This is a genomic window from Bacteroidota bacterium, assembly GCA_030706565.1.
GTDB lineage: Bacteria > Bacteroidota > Bacteroidia > Bacteroidales > JAUZOH01 > JAUZOH01.
The window spans coordinates 1-16,737 of sequence record JAUZOH010000035.1; the positions used below are offsets into that span (position 1 = coordinate 1).

The 16,737-nt window shown below is 39.3% G+C and carries 13 protein-coding genes and 2 pseudogenes; 10 read left to right on the forward strand and 5 right to left on the reverse strand.

The genetic code is table 11. From position 1 onward, the window contains the following. The first annotated feature begins 7 nt into the window (after positions 1–7). From Q8907_03520 to Q8907_03540, 5 genes and pseudogenes are all read left to right on the forward strand, one after another. Positions 8–262, forward strand: a complete 255-nt coding sequence (locus Q8907_03520) for a type II toxin-antitoxin system ParD family antitoxin (GenBank protein ID MDP4273332.1) — start codon at positions 8–10, stop codon at positions 260–262. Continuing rightward, positions 249–527, forward strand: a pseudogene (locus tag Q8907_03525) (type II toxin-antitoxin system RelE/ParE family toxin). Before Q8907_03520 ends, Q8907_03525 begins: the two are co-directional and overlap by 14 nt. Before the next feature lie 408 nt (positions 528–935). Continuing rightward, complete coding sequence (locus Q8907_03530; GenBank protein MDP4273333.1) at positions 936–2,021, forward strand: 5-aminoimidazole-4-carboxamide ribonucleotide transformylase; 1,086 nt, start codon at positions 936–938, stop codon at positions 2,019–2,021. 224 nt (positions 2,022–2,245) lie between these two features. Beyond that, positions 2,246–2,599, forward strand: a pseudogene (locus tag Q8907_03535) (helix-turn-helix domain-containing protein). Positions 2,600–2,813: 214 nt separating this feature from the next. Beyond that, positions 2,814–2,969 (forward strand): hypothetical protein, encoded by a 156-nt coding sequence (locus Q8907_03540; protein MDP4273334.1) that lies wholly within the window; start codon positions 2,814–2,816, stop codon positions 2,967–2,969. Between the two features lie 364 nt (positions 2,970–3,333). On the opposite strand, the gene Q8907_03545 is transcribed toward Q8907_03540, so the two are convergent. The 4 genes from Q8907_03545 to Q8907_03560 all read right to left on the reverse strand — a co-directional run bounded on the left by Q8907_03545 (position 3,334) and on the right by Q8907_03560 (position 10,699). Further along, on the reverse strand, positions 3,334–4,722 hold the full coding sequence (locus Q8907_03545; protein MDP4273335.1) for an aminopeptidase P family protein: 1,389 nt from the start codon (positions 4,720–4,722) through the stop codon (positions 3,334–3,336). Positions 4,723–4,916: 194 nt separating this feature from the next. Next, the gene (gene carB / locus Q8907_03550) at positions 4,917–8,135 is read right to left on the reverse strand and encodes a carbamoyl-phosphate synthase (glutamine-hydrolyzing) large subunit (GenBank protein MDP4273336.1); all 3,219 of its coding nucleotides are present in this window, start codon (positions 8,133–8,135) and stop codon (positions 4,917–4,919) included. Next, positions 8,123–9,208 (reverse strand): glutamine-hydrolyzing carbamoyl-phosphate synthase small subunit, encoded by a 1,086-nt coding sequence (gene carA / locus Q8907_03555; GenBank protein MDP4273337.1) that lies wholly within the window; start codon positions 9,206–9,208, stop codon positions 8,123–8,125. The genes carB and carA overlap by 13 nt, the downstream gene beginning before the upstream one ends. A 12-nt stretch (positions 9,209–9,220) precedes the next feature. Further along, positions 9,221–10,699: a DUF5106 domain-containing protein gene (locus Q8907_03560; protein ID MDP4273338.1), complete on the reverse strand. Its 1,479-nt coding sequence runs from the start codon at positions 10,697–10,699 to the stop codon at positions 9,221–9,223. A 319-nt stretch (positions 10,700–11,018) separates the two neighbouring features. Between Q8907_03560 and Q8907_03565 the strand changes: the two genes are divergently transcribed. The 5 genes from Q8907_03565 to Q8907_03585 all read left to right on the forward strand — a co-directional run bounded on the left by Q8907_03565 (position 11,019) and on the right by Q8907_03585 (position 15,360). Then, on the forward strand, positions 11,019–11,405 hold the full coding sequence (locus tag Q8907_03565) for a response regulator (GenBank protein ID MDP4273339.1): 387 nt from the start codon (positions 11,019–11,021) through the stop codon (positions 11,403–11,405). Positions 11,406–11,490: 85 nt separating this feature from the next. Beyond that, positions 11,491–11,976 carry an RNA polymerase sigma factor gene (locus Q8907_03570; protein MDP4273340.1) on the forward strand — a complete coding sequence of 162 codons (486 nt, stop codon included), beginning with the start codon at positions 11,491–11,493 and terminating at the stop codon, positions 11,974–11,976. Positions 11,977–11,988: 12 nt separating this feature from the next. Beyond that, positions 11,989–13,098 carry a hypothetical protein gene (locus tag Q8907_03575; protein ID MDP4273341.1) on the forward strand — a complete coding sequence of 370 codons (1,110 nt, stop codon included), beginning with the start codon at positions 11,989–11,991 and terminating at the stop codon, positions 13,096–13,098. 99 nt (positions 13,099–13,197) lie between these two features. Further along, positions 13,198–14,487, forward strand: coding sequence for an outer membrane beta-barrel protein (locus tag Q8907_03580; protein MDP4273342.1), 1,290 nt, complete (start codon positions 13,198–13,200; stop codon positions 14,485–14,487). A 123-nt stretch (positions 14,488–14,610) separates the two neighbouring features. Next, positions 14,611–15,360, forward strand: coding sequence for a HesA/MoeB/ThiF family protein (locus Q8907_03585; protein ID MDP4273343.1), 750 nt, complete (start codon positions 14,611–14,613; stop codon positions 15,358–15,360). A gap of 12 nt (positions 15,361–15,372) precedes the next feature. Here Q8907_03585 and Q8907_03590 read toward each other — a convergent pair whose 3' ends face one another. Next, positions 15,373–16,464 carry a nitronate monooxygenase family protein gene (locus tag Q8907_03590; protein ID MDP4273344.1) on the reverse strand — a complete coding sequence of 364 codons (1,092 nt, stop codon included), beginning with the start codon at positions 16,462–16,464 and terminating at the stop codon, positions 15,373–15,375. Between the last annotated feature and the right edge of the window lie 273 nt (positions 16,465–16,737).

Sequence of the window (16,737 nt, forward strand, 5' to 3'; positions counted from 1 at the left end):
ATGAATGATGAATAGAAACACTTCCATATCATTAGGGGATTATTTTGACAACTTTATTAAGAGTAAAATATCTGCCGGACGATATAAAAATGCCAGTGAAGTAGTCAGAGCAGGATTAAGGTTGTTAGAAGAAGAAGAAAATAAAGTGATCGCCCTGAAAGAAGCCATTCAAGAAGGCATCGATAGTGGAATCGCTGATGATTTCAATCCTCAGGAGCATTTAAAAGAATTAAAAGCAAAAAGAGAAAATGGCCTGGTATAAATTATCCAATAAAGCTGTTGATGATTTAGCACAAATTTGGAATTATACCTTTGATAAATAGTCTGAAGATCAAGCTGATATTTACTACAATTTGCTTTTGGAAAATTTTAAAGAAGTTGCATCTAATCCTGACTTAGGCAGATATTACCCTGGAATTCTGAAGGATTTATTAGGATTTAAAGCGGGGCGACACATTATCTTTTACCGGAAGAGTGGAAAAAATGAAATTGAAATCATTAGAATTCTCCACGAACAAATGGATTAAAAAAATAGAATTAAAGAAAAGTAATCACAACTTATTAATTAGCTGCCATAATGGCGATCCTTCTGAAAACCCTGTGTTCCTTGTGGTTTAAAGTGTTTGAAGTGTTTGAAATGGTTAGAAATGGTTAGAGGGAAAGGCATTACCACAAATGGCACAGAGTTTACGGAAAATACAAGTTTAATAAAGTTTCGCTGAGTTTCGCTGAGAAATATTGAGTTACACTGAGTTAATATGAGAAACCCTGAGATTCGGCTTCGACTGCGCTCAGCCACCATGTTTTTGCCTGATCTCAGTTTTTGCACCTGATTCCAAGTTATTTTGGGCTATAAAACTTACCTTTGGAACTTGATATTTTTTAACTTCAGTTTTGAACCGCATACAAAGAAAAAATATATAAAAAATTAAGAGATGAAATTAAAGTACGGAATGAATCCTTATCAGGATTATGCAGAAGTAATTGACAAGCACAATGCCTTGGAGCTTAAAAACGGCAATCCTAGTGTAATCAATGTCCTGGATGCCTTAAACTCATGGCAGTTGGTGAAAGAGGCCAGCCGGGCATTAAACACCGAAGCCGCTACTTCATTTAAGCACGTAACCCCTTCCGGAGTGGCAATTGCAAAAGATTTGGATGAAACCGAAAAACAGGCATACCTGGTTAAACATGAGCTATCCGGTTTGGCATCTTCCTATGCCCAGGCACGGGGAACAGACAGGCTCGCTTCCTTTGGCGATTTCATCGCCCTAAGTCACGAGGTGGATAAAGAAACAGCCGTCCTGATTAAAGCCGAAGTTTCTGACGGGATTGTTGCTCCGGGCTATACCAAAGAAGCCCTGGAAATCTTGTCTGCCAAGAAAAAAGGCAAATACGTGATTTTTCAGATCGATAAGGGTTATGAACCTGAAGAAATAGAATCACGGGAGGTTTTCGGCATCACTATAAAGCAAAAGCGGAACAACCTTCATGTTTCAGACGATTTGTTTTCAAAAGTAGTGACTTCGAGCAATGCCATTACACCAAAGATCTTAACAGACCTAAAATTGGGATTCCTTACTCTTAAGTATACCCAGTCGAATTCCATTTGTGTGGTGAACGACGGCCATGTAATAGGCATCGGCTCCGGGCAGCAATCCCGTATCCTCTGTTCAAACCTGGCTTTAAGCAAAGCCAATATCTGGTACCAGAAAATGTTGCTCGATTATTCATTTTTAAAAAACTATCCCGATTTAAAGCGGACAGAATTGGATCAACTTATCGAGCAAAAAAGGCAGGAAACATTTTCCAATCAAATATTGTTGAATAAATTGACCGGTACCTGTTTGCTGTCGGACGGCTTCTTCCCTCAAAAAGACAACATAGAGCTGGCCAATCAATACGGTGTAAAATTCATCGCCACTCCGATGGGTTCAATCCGTGACAACGAAATTATTGAAACAGCCGATAAATACGGCATCACCCTGATCGATACGGGAACAAGATTGTTTCACCATTAATCTATCCTAAAGTGAAGAACTGGAAGGATAAGAGATTATAATAGCACTCCATCATGATTTAAAGGAGTTTTGAGTAAAAAATTAAAAATAAAAGTTACCAAATTACCATTTTGGTAACTTTTCATATCTTTTTTATACATAAATTAAAAAGTGAGAATAATTGCCAAAAAGATACTTAGAGAATATTGGGAAAAACATATTGACGCTGAAAAAATTTGAAGGCAATGAATATTAAGGTAATAAAGACGGAAGAAGAATATAACCAGGCTTGAAAAAGACTTGAGGTTATATTTGATGCCCCTGTTGATTCACAGGAGGGTGATGAAGCCGAGTTATTAAGTATACTGATTGAAAAATATGAAGACGAGCATTATCCGATTGAAGCACCAGACCCAATAGAAGCCATTAAATTCAGGATGGAGCAACTGAACATGACCAATCAGGATCTTGCAAAGGTTATAGGTTATAAAAGCAGAGTGTCAGAGATTTTCAATCACAAAAGGAAATTAACTCTAAACATGATCAAAAATCTCCATGAGAAATTAAAAATTCCTTATGAGTCTTTAATCCCAGATTAATTGTGAGGTTTTACCAGAAATACGTTTCATGCGAAGACGCAGAGTCGCAAAGTTCATTAATATCTTTCTGAATTAGACACTTTGCAAATATCTTAGAAGTCTACATATATGGGCTATTTAAATTTAAAATTTTCACAAAATACTAAAGGCATAATTTTTTAGGAACATTTATTTTATAAAGAAAGATTCCTCATTCCGCTTCGCTCCATTTGGAATGATAAAACGTTATAAGGCTTTTAACATGGGAAAGGATGGCGAAGCCACTTTTTTCCCCTTTCAAAACAACCAGAAAGACTGTCATTCCGAGCGAAGCCAGATATTTTTCATTGCCGTTGGCTTTAGTGAAAGTAAATATTTTCCCCGGCTTTAGCCAAATTATTGCAATAGGTTTCTTCCTTTAACTGCAGAACATTGAAAAATTTAAAATACAATCTGATTTTTTCTGTCAAAATCTAAAAGAATACTTTGAGGCTAAAGCCCAATGAATACCTGCAATATAATTCCGTCAGCTAAAGCTGACGGCAATGAAAAAATACATTGAATCAAGCACTTTGCAAATGGTTTAAAGCCAGCATTTATGAGCTTTCCAGATTTAAAATTTTCAATTAAATACTTAAAGATATCGTTTATTAAGAACCGTTTTATTAAAAATCAGCCTAATTCAATTAATTGATTAGTCATAAAAAAGCCTCATGAAATATACTTCCATGAGGCTTTTCAGATATACAAAAATTCTATTTCATCGTTTCTTCAACTTCCTCAACGGTTTTGGGTATGGGTTTGCCAAGAATCCTGTGTCCGTCGGGGGTAGCCAATACATTGTCTTCGGTGCGGATACCGCCGAAATCCCTGTATTCATCAACCTTATCGTAATTGATAAACTCGGTAAATTTCTTTTCGGCTTCCCATCTGTCGATCAGGGCAGGAATGAAGTAAACACCGGGTTCAACGGTAACAATGTTGCCGGCCTCCAGTTTCTTTCCTATTCTGAGATAAGCTGTGCCGAATATGTTGCTGCGGTGGGTTTCTTCGTCATAGCCCACATAATCTTCGCCCAGGTCTTCCATATCGTGAACATCAAGCCCAAGTGAATGGCCAATCCCGTGAGAGAAAAAAAGAGCATGTGCGCCCTGCTGAACAGCCTGGTCAATATCGCCTTTCATCAGCCCTAGATCCTTCAAGCCCTGGGCGATGATCCTAGAAGCCGTGAAATGGACATCCATATACTTGACTCCTGCTTTGATGGCTGCGATGGCACCCAGTTGTCCGGCCAGGACAACATTATAAATATCCTTTTGTTTTTGGCTGTATTTTCCGCCCACAGGGATAGTCCGGGTAATATCGGTGGCATAACCCATCGGGGTCTCGGCACCGGCGTCAATAAGCAATAAATCGCCTTTTTTAAGGACATTGTCATGAGAGTGGATATGCATGGTCTCGCCATGACTGGTCAGAATAACCGGATAGCAAACAGTACCGCCGTAAGAGAGGGATATACCTTCGATGTAGCCGGCAATAGTCCGTTCAATAACACCGGGTTTGGCCATGTGCATGACAGCCATGTGCATTTCATAAGTAGCCGTGCTCAGGTAATTTTCAACCTCGGCGATTTCAAATTCGTCCTTCACCAGCCTCAGTTTGACCACAGCCTTGATGAGCTGTTCCGAAACATGATTTTTGACTTCAGCATGAGGAATACCCAGAAGCCTTTCCAGTTCGATGGTGCGTTCAGCCCTGTATGGAGGTAGGAAATGAATAGGCCTGCCCTTGGATTTTGCTTCAGACAATACTTTTTCAAGCTCTGCATAAGGGAATGCAATATTGACGCCTACTTTTGAACCATTTTCCTTTAACGAAGGCAGATGGCCCATCCAGATAATATCCTCAAGGGTGACATCGTCGCCGAAAAGCATGTCTTTCCCTTCGTCCAAATCAATCACACCGGCAAGACCGGGGAGGTTCAATCCGAAAAAGTACAGAAAAGAGCTATCCTGCCTGAAACGGTATGCATTGCCGGGATAACTCATAGGCGAATCCTGGTTGCCCATTATCAGAACAAGACCGTTCTGCATCAACTGGCGAAGTTTTTTCCTTCGTGAAGTATAAACTGAAGTTTCAAACATGATAAATAAATTTAACTATCGAAAAACATTAATTAAAGCCAAATCTACAAATAAAAGCAGGAAAAGCTGCAATTATAGATCAATAAATGAAACTACTCCTGAAATTTTGCAACCATGAGATTTAATAATAAAAAAATAACGAATAACCATATTATCCAGGTTATTCGTTATAATGTTATCCTGCGTTAAGAGGGCTAATACTCATCCCAAGCTCTAATAGGCAGATCCTCCGGTTTAATTTTACAAACAGCCGTCAGGAAAGCACTTGCCAAACGTGCATTGGTCAGCAAGGGGATATTAAAGTCTATGGCGCTTCGCCGAATGATATAATCGTTGTTCAATTCGGCTTTCGAAAGATTCTTCGGGACATTGATCACCAAATCAATTTTCCTTTCCTTGATGTAAGTCAGGGTATTGGGTTGTTCCTTTTCATCAGGCCAATGCAGGGCAGTTACTTCTACCCCGTTGCTCTTGAGATATTCAGCAGAACCTTTGGTTGCAAAAAGATTAAAACCTCTTTCTGTCAAAAGTTTCGAACAGGCAAGCAGTTCAACCTTATCCCTGGCCGTACCGGTAGAGAGCAGAATATTTTTCTTTGGAATCGTATAACCAACGGAAAGCATCGACTTCAGCAAGGTTTCATAATAATCTTCACCAATACAGGCCACCTCACCGGTTGAAACCATATCCACACCCAGGACAGGATCAGCTTTTTGTAATCTGGAGAATGAGAACTGCGGTGCCTTGATACCAATGTAATCGAGGTCGAATATGGATTTATCGGGTTTTTCAACCGGAATATCAAGCATGATCTTGGTAGCCAGTTCAATAAAATTGGTCTTCAGTACCTTCGACACGAAGGGGAAACTGCGGGAAGCCCTCAGGTTACATTCAATCACCTTGATATCGTTATCCCTGGCCAGGAACTGAATATTGAAAGGGCCGGAAATATTTAACGCTTTGGCTATTTTACGGCTGATCTTCTTAATCCTTCTGACCGTTTCGAAATATATCTTTTGTGGCGGGAACACCATGGTTGCATCGCCCGAATGTACACCTGCAAATTCGATGTGTTCGGAGATGGCATAAACCATCAGCTCGCCATTTTTGGCTACGGCATCAATTTCAATTTCCTTGGCATTTTCAATGAATTCGGAAATCACCACGGGATATTGCTTGGAAACGTTGGCCGCCAGCTTCAGGAAATGAACCAGCTCCTCATCATTCGAAACCACATTCATTGCAGCACCTGAAAGTACATAAGAAGGCCGGATCAGAACCGGGAAACCAACTTTGTCAATGAACTTACGGACATCCTTCATGCTGGTAAGTTCGCTCCAACGGGGCTGATCGATCTTCAGGTCATCGCACATCGTTGAGAACTTGTGCCTGTCCTCCGCATTGTCAATAGAAAGAGGCGAAGTACCCAGGATGTTAATATTCTGGGAATGCAGGCGCATGGCCAGGTTGTTTGGAATCTGTCCGCCTGTTGATATCACAACACCTTTCGGGCCTTCCAGATCCAGGATATCCAGAACACGTTCGAAGGTCAACTCATCAAAATAAAGCCGGTCGCACATATCATAATCGGTACTTACCGTTTCAGGATTGTAATTAATCAGCACGGAACGGTAACCATTTGCTTTAATGGTATGAAGGGCATTAACGCAGCACCAGTCAAACTCAACACTGCTGCCGATGCGGTATGCGCCCGAACCCAAAACCACAACCGATTTATTGTCATGTTCGTAAGTGATATCGTGCTCGTTTGCACTGTAGGTCATATAGAGGTAATTGGTCTGGGCAGGGTATTCTGCAGCAAGTGTATCGATTTGCTTAACATAAGGCAGAATGTTCCTTTCTTTTCTGCAATTTCTTACGGCAATGATATCTTCCTCAATATGACGGCTAAAATCCTTAAATATCATACGTCCTATCTGGAAATCGCTATAGCCCTGTTTTTTGGCCTCCAGCAATAAATCAGCAGGGAGCTCTTCCAGGGTATTATATTTTCCGATTTCATTTTTCAGGTCGAAAATATTACGTAGTTTTTCCAGAAACCAGCAGTCGATTTTGGTGAGCTCATGGATTTTTTCTACGGTGTAGCCATGTTCGAATGCATCGGCTATCACGAAAATACGCATATCGGTAGGTTCGGCCAGTTCTTTTTCAATATCCTTAAATTCCAGGTCATGATTCCCGACAAAACCGTGCATTCCCTGCCCGATCATTCTAAGTCCCTTCTGAATAACTTCCTCGAAAGTACGGCCTATGGCCATTACTTCGCCAACACTTTTCATGCTGCTTCCAATCTGCTTGGAAACGCCGATGAATTTATTCAGGTCCCAGCGGGGAATCTTGCAAACAATATAATCGAGGGCAGGTTCAAAGAAGGCAGAAGTTGTTTTGGTAATAGAATTCTTCAATTCAGTAAGACTGTATCCCAAAGCAAGCTTTGCTGCAATGAAAGCCAGAGGATAACCGGTTGCCTTGGAAGCCAGCGCACTGGAACGCGAAAGCCTTGCATTTACCTCAATGACCCTGTAATCCTCTGAATTTGGATCAAGGGCATATTGGACATTACATTCGCCGACAATGCCTATGTGCCGGATTATTTCAATTGATATTCTTCTTAATTTATGATATTCTGCATTGGATAATGTCTGCGACGGAGCCACCACGATACTTTCACCGGTATGTATTCCCAGGGGATCGAAGTTCTCCATGTTACAAACCGTGATGCAGTTGTCATAGCAGTCGCGCACAACCTCATATTCAATTTCTTTCCATCCTTTGAGTGATTCTTCGACTAAAATCTGTTTGGAATAAGAAAAAGCTTTCGAAGCCAATTTAACGAGTTCATCCTCATTATAACAGAATCCACTGCCCAGTCCTCCCAGTGCATAAGCAGCCCGGATGATAATCGGGAAACCCAATTCCTTTGAAGCTTTTACTGCATCTTCAACATTAGTCACCGCAAGGCTGTGAGGAGTTTTAATATTTATTTCCTTCAGCTTGTCAACAAATATTTCCCTGTCCTCAGTATCAATAATGGCCTGGATAGGAGTACCCAGGACTTTGACCTGGTACTTTTCAAAAACCTTATTTTTAAACAGGGCGATACCGCAGTTTAATGCCGTCTGGCCGCCAAAAGAAAGGAGAATACCATCGGGTTTCTCCTTTTTAATTACCTGTTCGACAAAAAAAGGAGTAACGGGAAGAAAGTAAATCCTGTCAGCAATACCTTCGGAAGTTTGTATGGTAGCAATGTTTGGATTTATCAAAACTGTAGAAACTCCTTCTTCATGCAAGGCTTTAAGTGCCTGCGAACCAGAATAGTCAAACTCTCCAGCTTCACCAATCTTTAAAGCACCAGAACCAAGAACAATTACTTTCTTTATCACTTTTTCCATTTCTTAATTAAATCAATAAAATTGTCAAACAAAAATTCAGTATCCGTAGGCCCGCTGGAAGCTTCAGGGTGAAACTGGGTAGAAAAGAAAGGTTTGGTCTTATGACGCATCCCTTCATTGGTATTATCATTCAGATTGATATATAAAGGCTCCCAATCGGAAGGCAAAGTTTTATTATCTATGGCAAAACCATGGTTTTGCGAAGTAATATAAGCTTTCTTCGTCCCATTAAGAATTACCGGCTGATTGTGGCTGCGATGGCCATATTTCAGCTTATAGGTATCAGCACCTGCAGCCAGCGCCAGCAATTGATTACCCAGGCAGATGCCGAATATCGGCTTATCCTCATTCAAAGCCTTGCGGATGTGCTCAATGGTGGCAGTGCACATCTTGGGATCACCGGGGCCATTGGTGATAAACAATCCGTCATATTCCTCATTCGAGAAATCATAATCCCAGGGAACACGGATCACAGTAGTATCGCGCTTCAATAAATTACGGATGATGTTGTACTTAACACCGCAATCAACCAGCAAAATCTTATAAGCCCCCTCGCCATAAACTTCTTTTTGCTTTATGCTCACCTGGCTCACCAGATTATCCTTATCCGGGTTATAAAATTCAATGTCACCCTGGTCTTCAAAAATGATCTTTCCCAGCATTGTCCCTTTTTCCCGGATTATCTTGGTAAGCTGACGGGTATCCAATCCGTAAATCCCGGGGATCTTATTCCTCTTCAGCCATTCGGCCAGGCTTTTGTCGGCATTCCAGTGGCTATATTCGAAAGAATAATCAGAAATGATCAGGGCCGAAATGTGCAAGGCATACGACTCGTAAAATTTGTAAAGATTATCTTCCTTGACATTTTCGGGAACCCCGTAATTGCCAATCAAAGGATAAGTAAGGATTAGTATTTGCCCTTTGTAAGAAGGGTCAGTCAAACTCTCAGGATAACCGGTCATTGCGGTATTGAACACAACTTCGCCTGAAACTGAGCCCTCATAACCAAATGACTTTCCTGCAAACTCTGTTCCGTCTTCGAGAACCAACTTAATTTTTGGAGAATTGATCATTCAAAATTTATATTAATTGTTCTTTTTCTTTTTTAATTCAAAATTAATAATATCCTCAACCTGTTCGGGATTAATCCGTTTGGCGATAATTTTTTTATTTTCATCCAGAACGTAGATCACAGGCGTGCTGTAAATATCGTACTTATCCTTAAAACTGAAATCATAAGGATTCCAGACATTCATCCAGCCATATAAACCATGCTCGTTGACATAATCCACCCATTTCTTCTTGCCTTCAATGCCCCCCAGGATATTGATAGCCATCACTTCGCCCCCTTTGTCCCTGATCTTTTTGTAAACATCATACATGACAGGCATGGCTTTCTGACAATGACTGCAGGTAGCCTCCCAGAAAATCATCACCAGGAATTTTGCCTTAATATTATGCAGATAAACCGGATTACCGGCATATACATTACTCCGGAGGGCTGTATCTGTCTTGGCTTTTATAAAGTGATCGTCCGGCAGGTTCATCATCATAATGTTGGGGGCGATGCTTCCAATCAGATTAGGCTTTATCCGCGCAATCTGCTTTTTGAGCTTTGAGATAAAGGAGGTATCGCTCCAGGTAGCTTCAGGTATATAATATTTTTCAGCAATATGGACCAATACCGCATCCATGCCCATGATCTGGCTGGCGGCAAAATGATTGAACATGGTTACCAGCATATAACGAAACAATTCATTACTCGTACGCGATTTTTCAATAAGCATATCCACTTCAGGAATCAAGGTATCTGGGACCTGAGGAACTACCTTTTCAATGTAGGTTTTGACTTTATCCTCATAAAAAGGAGTACGTAAAAACCGGGGATCCGAAACATCAAAGTTATCAAAATAATGACTGCGGTAATATCTGTACTGGAAAGTGGAATCAGTAACTTTCCCCTTTGCATCCCTCGGGAAATCGGGAACTTCAATCTCAGTTACCGCTTTTATGAATTTTGTAAAAAATAGATTGGGATTTTCAGTTAGAACTTTTGTCCTGAAATTTTTCACCTCCTGGTCTATAGCTTTAAGCTGATTTGCATAAGAAGTTTTTTCTTCCGGGGTTTTAGCCTGTTCCCTTTTGACCTGCAGGCTTTTTGCTTCATCACGCTTATCGACAATCAAGCGCTGATAATCATAAAACAACTGATTGTCCAATGAACCCGTAACTTTCATATTCTTTAAAAAATTACAGGTATCATTTTCTATAGAAAAAGTCTGGTTATCGCTTAATAAGATATCAAAATAATTTTTGGTAGGCAACAGGATCAAATACATACCCCCGGGCAGGGATTTCTTTTTCTTAAATACGCCATTCCCGTTTTTATTCACGATCAGGGTATCATCAGGATACATGGATTTATTAAAATGATGGCCTAAGATCAGCGTGTCGTTATGAAGGTTTTTTATTTTGACTTTAATTTCATAACCTTGAGAAAATAGATTTGATGTACATATTTGTGCGAAAGCAAAAACGAGAATACAAAAAACAAACTTCTTCATGGCAGGTTAGAATAATGTAAATTTTGGCAAAGATACAACGAAAACTTTTTTCTCCTATCAACTCATGTAATTGAATAAGTTTTTTTAATCAAATTGTTTATAAAACAGGGAAAAATGTTAAATATTTTAACTTTTCAAAACGTATTGCGTATACAATAATAGGAAGTTAAAAGAAAAATTTTGGTTTTGAAAGAAATTTTATCTTTTTTATTTCATTTCATTATTTATAATTAGCGCAATACATTTTAAGTAGGAAACTTATAATAATTATCTTAGCATTTGACAACTAAATCAATAACTCCATTAATGTAAGTCCAACATGAATATAAATTTGAACTTAAATGATAAAGTAATCCTGATTGCAGAAGATTATGAAGTAAATTATTTATACATCAAAGCAGTGCTTGAAGATACGGGGGCGCAAATTTTATGGGCAAAAGATGGAGCTGAGGCAGTTGAGATGTGCAGCAACAATAACAAAATCGATTTGGTACTCATGGACATACAAATGCCCAGATTAAATGGTTACGAGGCCACCCGGCAAATTAAAAAATTCAGGAACAATCTGCCCATCATCGCACAAACCGCTTATGCCATGGAATATGACCGGGAAAAAAGTTTAAATGCCGGTTGCGATGATTATATTTCCAAACCCATCAGAATAGACACCTTGCTCGAGGCGATAAATAACCAATTAATTTGCTGAGCATTACAACAAATTAATCAAAATCCAATAATTTTTTGTAACTTTCTCAAGTTAGTTCCGTCTTACCGGCAACAATTGAGAAGAGATGACACCTGAAGAATACAACAAATCTGTGTATGATTATTCGGACAGGCTTTATCGTTTTATATTGAAAAATATAAAGGATAAGGATAAAGCGAATGATATTATTCAGGACACTTATGAAAAGTTGTGGTTAAAAGCTGAAACGGTATCTAATGAAAAGGTAAAATCTTATTTATTTACAACTGCTTATCATACCATGATTGATACGATGAGGTATGATAAGCGGAATGCCGATTTAGAAGAAATAGATGCAGAAGATCAGGTCAATGAGCAGACTTACACAGGTTTACAGGAGATCCTTCACGAAGCGGTATCAAAATTGCCTGAAGTGCAACGTTCTGTAGTCTTGCTCAGGGATTATGAAGGTTATTCGTACGAAGAAATTGCCCAGATTACCGGTTTAAGCGAATCTCAGGTGAAAGTGTATATTTTCAGAGGCCGTATCTTTCTCAAAAATTATATAGGAAGCTTGGAAAAAGTTATTTAATTAGCTCAAAAAATGGATATTAACCGTTTTAATTACGAAACATTTTTCATTGATTATCTGGATGGTAAATTGAACAGTGACCAGACAAACGAGCTATTGTCATTTTTGGAACAAAATACGGATTTGAAGGAAGAACTTGAAAATTTTCAAAAAATCACCCTGGAGCCTGATACCGTTTTTTATGAAAGCAAAGAAAAATTAAAAAGGACTTTAGCCGCCCATCTTCCGGTAGGTGAATCAAATTTTGATGCTTATTGTGTGGCTTATATTGAAAAAGACCTATCTGCGGTTGAGGAAAATGCGCTGAAAGAATATGTCCTTGCCCACCCCGGGAAAAAGAAAGATTTTGAAATATATAAAAAGACCCTGTTAACTGCCGACCAATCCATTGTTTATCCTTTCAAGGACCAGCGGATAAAACGCGTGAATGTTTTCCGCCTCAGAACTATATACCCTTATATTGCCGTGGCAGCAACTTTAGTCATTGCAATAATACTGATTTATCGTCCTGCCGGTCAGAAAACAACTGCCGGAGATGCGGGGAAACTGGCCAAAACCCATGTGGTCACCCTAAAAAAACAGAACCAGGTTCCTTTGCAATCAGGCCAAGCTGCAAAAGTTTTTGTTGCTTCTACCGTTTCCCCTGCAAATACCCCCGTCGCTTTTCCTTCAAAACACAAAGTGAACAAGGTTGAAAAGTTTGGAAAAACTGAAGAGCCGGCAACACAAACTACAGAAAGTATAACTGTTGCACCTGACAGAGTTTCAGACCTGGCATATCTTGAAAAAATAAATGTTTCGGAACTACCCGCCCAAAAATATGATCAAGAATTGAAAATCAACAATAGCCAAACCCATATAGAAACCGGAGATTTCTCCAAAACAATTCAAAATCTTCCTGCTCATGAACTTGCCATGGCAAATAGAAACAAAGAGGATGAAGATGAAAACCAAATCAAACCAAACGGATTCTTTAAATTTGCCAAAAACGGCATAAGCAAGTTATATGCGCTCCTTGGAAATCCCATCAAAATTGAAAGGAAGACAGATTCTGACGGAAACACATTGGCTATGGAAATTACTGCAGGAAATTTTCAATTATACAGTACCCGCCTGAAATAAATTTCTTATTTCATCTGTAACTATTTGTAACTTCTATCGTCTTACCAGCGAAAATTAAAGTTAAAGTAGTTATTATCTCAAAAATTAAAAATTAGAACCATGAAAAAATTTGGATGTATTCTGTTTGCCCTGTTTCTTTCAATCAGTCTGTTTGCCCAGACAATTGACACTACTTTTCAGGCAGGGGATAAAACAATCCGCATTAAAACGGATCGTCACCGCACAAAGGTTAATATAAACGGAAAGGAAATAATGAACCTTAACGTTGACTCCATTTCAAATTCGGCTCTCGATCATAGTTATTTTCTTCCAAAAGATTTTCAGAAGAAGCAATGGTTATCTGTCGATACTGCAATCCGTGAAAATATACGGGAACAAATGGATAAACTTCACGAACAATTGGGTCAGATGCACCAACAAATGGATCAGCTAAATGCTCAAAAAGATGAACTAAACGCCATGAAAGATTTGGAAAATCCCAATAATCCAGGATTTCAGGGAGATACCATAAACAGAAAAATACAAGGCGAAATTCCCCAGATAGAAAAAAATAAAGACACGACCCTGATAAAACTGGGGAAGAAAAGCATCAGCATTGTTGAACAAAAAGATGGTACTACTACTGTAAAAATCAATGATGCAAGTAAAGAAAATGCAGAAAAACCCTCCGAGAAAACTTATTCCTGGGGGAAAAAACCGGGTTCTCAAAAATCTGAAGAATATGATAAAAATGCCGGCAGAAAATTCAAAGGGCATTGGAGAGGCTTTGAACTTGCAATGAATAATTTTGTAGATAAAGATTTTTCGCTAAGCCGCACAGTCGCAAAAGGAAATGAATTTATGGATTTGAATACCGGCAAATCCTGGGACGTCAATATCAATCTCTTTCAAAAATCTTTTTCACTGTACTCCGATAAAATTGGTCTCGTTACCGGTTTAGGATTAGAACTTAATAATTACCGGTTCGAAAATGACAATTCGATTAAGAAAGATGCGAACGGGATAATTATTGAAGACGATTTAAGCAACATCAAAGCATTAGGGAGTATACAAAAATCCAAACTGGCCACTACTTTTATCACATTGCCTTTGACTGTTGAATTTCAGATCCCCACCGGGAAAAACAGGATATACTTTAATACCGGTTTGATTGGCGGTTTGAAACTGGGTTCGCATACAAAAGTTGTATACAAAGAAAACGGGGACAGGCAGAAGGATAAAAATCATGATGATTTCAATATCTCGCCCTTGCGCTACGGGCTGACCGGAAGGCTGGGCTACAAATCCTGGAATGTGTTCTGCAATTACTATCTCACCCCATTCTTTGAAAAGGATAAAGGGCCTGAACTGTATCCGTTTGCAGTTGGCTTGGCATTATCATTTAATTAATTGCTTTTAGTTAGTTAGGAGGAGAAAGGGGATCTTATATGAGATCCTCTTTTTTTTATTTTTCTTCATCGTGTATTCTGTAAAAATCCTTTAATTTTAAAGCATGAAATAAATCCTTGTTTTATGGAATCTAAAATTTTATCATCCCAGGAACTCAGGCGTTATGCGCCCCAAATGATTTTACCGGAAATTGGGTTTGAAGGGCAGGAAAAATTGAAAAAAGCAAAAGTTTTGGTGATAGGGGCCGGAGGGCTGGGCTCGCCGGTTTTACAATATCTTGCTGCAGCAGGTGTAGGAAACATAGGCATCATCGACAATGAAATGGTCGATGAAAGTAACTTACAACGCCAGGTTCTATACGGTGGGAAAGACGTGGGCAAGTTGAAAACCATTATTGCCAGGCAAAGAATTCAGGAACTTAACGAGTTGATCAATGTTCAAATTATTAATCTCAGGATGAACGATGAAAACAGCCAGCAGATCATCAAAGATTTTGACCTGATCGTTGATGCCACGGATAATTTAGAATCTCGCTGCCTCATCAACCATGCCTGCATGGTTTTAAATAAGCCATGGATTTACGGAGCCATTTACAAATACGAAGGACAGGTTTCAGTATTTAATTTCAAAGAGGGTCCGGTTTATACCGATGCCTTCCCCGTTACAGCGCAGGAACCGGAATCTGATACAGAGACAAATAATCCAAAGGGAATTCTTGGGGTATTGCCTGGAATTGTAGGGACCATCCAGGCCGCCGAAGCCATAAAAATCATAACAGGTGCCGGAACGACTCTTTCGGGCAAAATTCTAGTACTGGATATTCTTCAACCTATGACGTACATCATAGAAATTCAGAAAAATACCCGGAACTGATCTATACTATTTTCACAAAGCCTGCAAGCCAGTTTTTAACTGGCTGTCTTTAAATTCCTCAACCAATTTTTGGATGGTTTCTTTCACCGAAGTAATCCGGGTTGCCCGGAAAGCATTTGATCCGGCAAAAGCATAACCGCTGTTTAAATTCCCCTTAAAAGCATTGAAAAGTGCAGTGATGATGCAATAAGGGCTTTTGGAAATATCGCAGGTCTTAATACACTTAAAAGGACATCTGCTGGGTTGTGTTTCTCCCCGCTTTACTTTTTCGAGGAAACTGTTAAATATAGCCCTTCCCGGCATACCGACAGGACTTTTAATTATTTCAATATCTTTCTCACTGGCATTGATGTAAACCTGTTTAAAGGCATCGGAAGCATCGCATTCATCAGTGGTTACAAAAATGGTTCCCATTTGTACGCCGGAAGCTCCAAGATTCATGATTTTATAAATATCTTCCCCGGTATATATTCCCCCTCCGGCAATGACAGGAATAGGATGATTATAAGTATCGCCAATACTTTTGGCAACGCCGACCACCTCAGGTAAAATATTTTCGAGGGTGCAGTTTTCATCCGTCAGTTGTTCGAGTTTATATCCCAAATGCCCACCGGCCTTAGGACCTTCAAGTACCAAAGCATCGGGCAGATAATCATAATGTTGTTTCCACTTTTCGCAAATTATCCTGGCTGCCCTGGCCGAAGAAACAATAGGAACCAGTTTTGTGGTACTGTCTTTTTTCAGGAAAGAAGGCAAATCCAGAGGTAATCCGGCACCGGAAAAAATAATATCTGCTTTTTCTGAAATTGCTGTCTTTACCATATCGGCAAAATTAGACATGGCCACCATGACATTCACGCCGATGACACCAAGGGTCTTTTGGCGTGCTTTCCGGATTTCTTCTCTCAGGCCAATGACACTGGCTTCCAAATAATTATTGGAAAAATGCCGGTACAATAATCCCAAGCCTGCACTGGAAATAACTCCTACTCCACCCTGATTTGCAACAGCAGAAGCCAAACCCGACAAAGAAATACCTACACCCATCCCACCCTGTACAATTGGAACAGAGATATTCAAATTACCAATACTCAATGTTTTCATAGATTAAATTATTTCAAAGGCAGGAATCCAAAATCAGGAAATATCACATCTCGCAGTCTCATCCGGAAAGCATAAACTTCAACCTCTTCTCTTTGTATTTCCTTGCTTTGCTGTGAATAAAGATTTAAAAAATTTTTGCAAAGGTAATGACAAATAAAACAAATTATCAAAAAATCAAATAATTAACAAAAATTTAATATAAAGCAGAAGCAACAAACCGTAGGATTAACAATTCTCTATAAAAAGGGAGCAATAAAATTGAGCAGCAAGGCA

Excerpts from the sequence above, each read along its gene's own strand:
- Q8907_03520 (MDP4273332.1), top strand. The coding sequence starts at position 8 with ATGAATAGAAACACTTCCATATCATTAGGGGATTATTTTGACAACTTT.
- Q8907_03530 (MDP4273333.1), top strand. The coding sequence starts at position 936 with ATGAAATTAAAGTACGGAATGAATCCTTATCAGGATTATGCAGAAGTA.
- Q8907_03540 (MDP4273334.1), top strand. The coding sequence starts at position 2,814 with ATGATAAAACGTTATAAGGCTTTTAACATGGGAAAGGATGGCGAAGCC.
- Q8907_03545 (MDP4273335.1), bottom strand. The coding sequence starts at position 4,722 with ATGTTTGAAACTTCAGTTTATACTTCACGAAGGAAAAAACTTCGCCAG.
- carB (MDP4273336.1), bottom strand. The coding sequence starts at position 8,135 with ATGGAAAAAGTGATAAAGAAAGTAATTGTTCTTGGTTCTGGTGCTTTA.
- carA (MDP4273337.1), bottom strand. The coding sequence starts at position 9,208 with ATGATCAATTCTCCAAAAATTAAGTTGGTTCTCGAAGACGGAACAGAG.
- Q8907_03560 (MDP4273338.1), bottom strand. The coding sequence starts at position 10,699 with ATGAAGAAGTTTGTTTTTTGTATTCTCGTTTTTGCTTTCGCACAAATA.
- Q8907_03565 (MDP4273339.1), top strand. The coding sequence starts at position 11,019 with ATGAATATAAATTTGAACTTAAATGATAAAGTAATCCTGATTGCAGAA.
- Q8907_03570 (MDP4273340.1), top strand. The coding sequence starts at position 11,491 with ATGACACCTGAAGAATACAACAAATCTGTGTATGATTATTCGGACAGG.
- Q8907_03575 (MDP4273341.1), top strand. The coding sequence starts at position 11,989 with ATGGATATTAACCGTTTTAATTACGAAACATTTTTCATTGATTATCTG.
- Q8907_03580 (MDP4273342.1), top strand. The coding sequence starts at position 13,198 with ATGAAAAAATTTGGATGTATTCTGTTTGCCCTGTTTCTTTCAATCAGT.
- Q8907_03585 (MDP4273343.1), top strand. The coding sequence starts at position 14,611 with ATGGAATCTAAAATTTTATCATCCCAGGAACTCAGGCGTTATGCGCCC.
- Q8907_03590 (MDP4273344.1), bottom strand. The coding sequence starts at position 16,464 with ATGAAAACATTGAGTATTGGTAATTTGAATATCTCTGTTCCAATTGTA.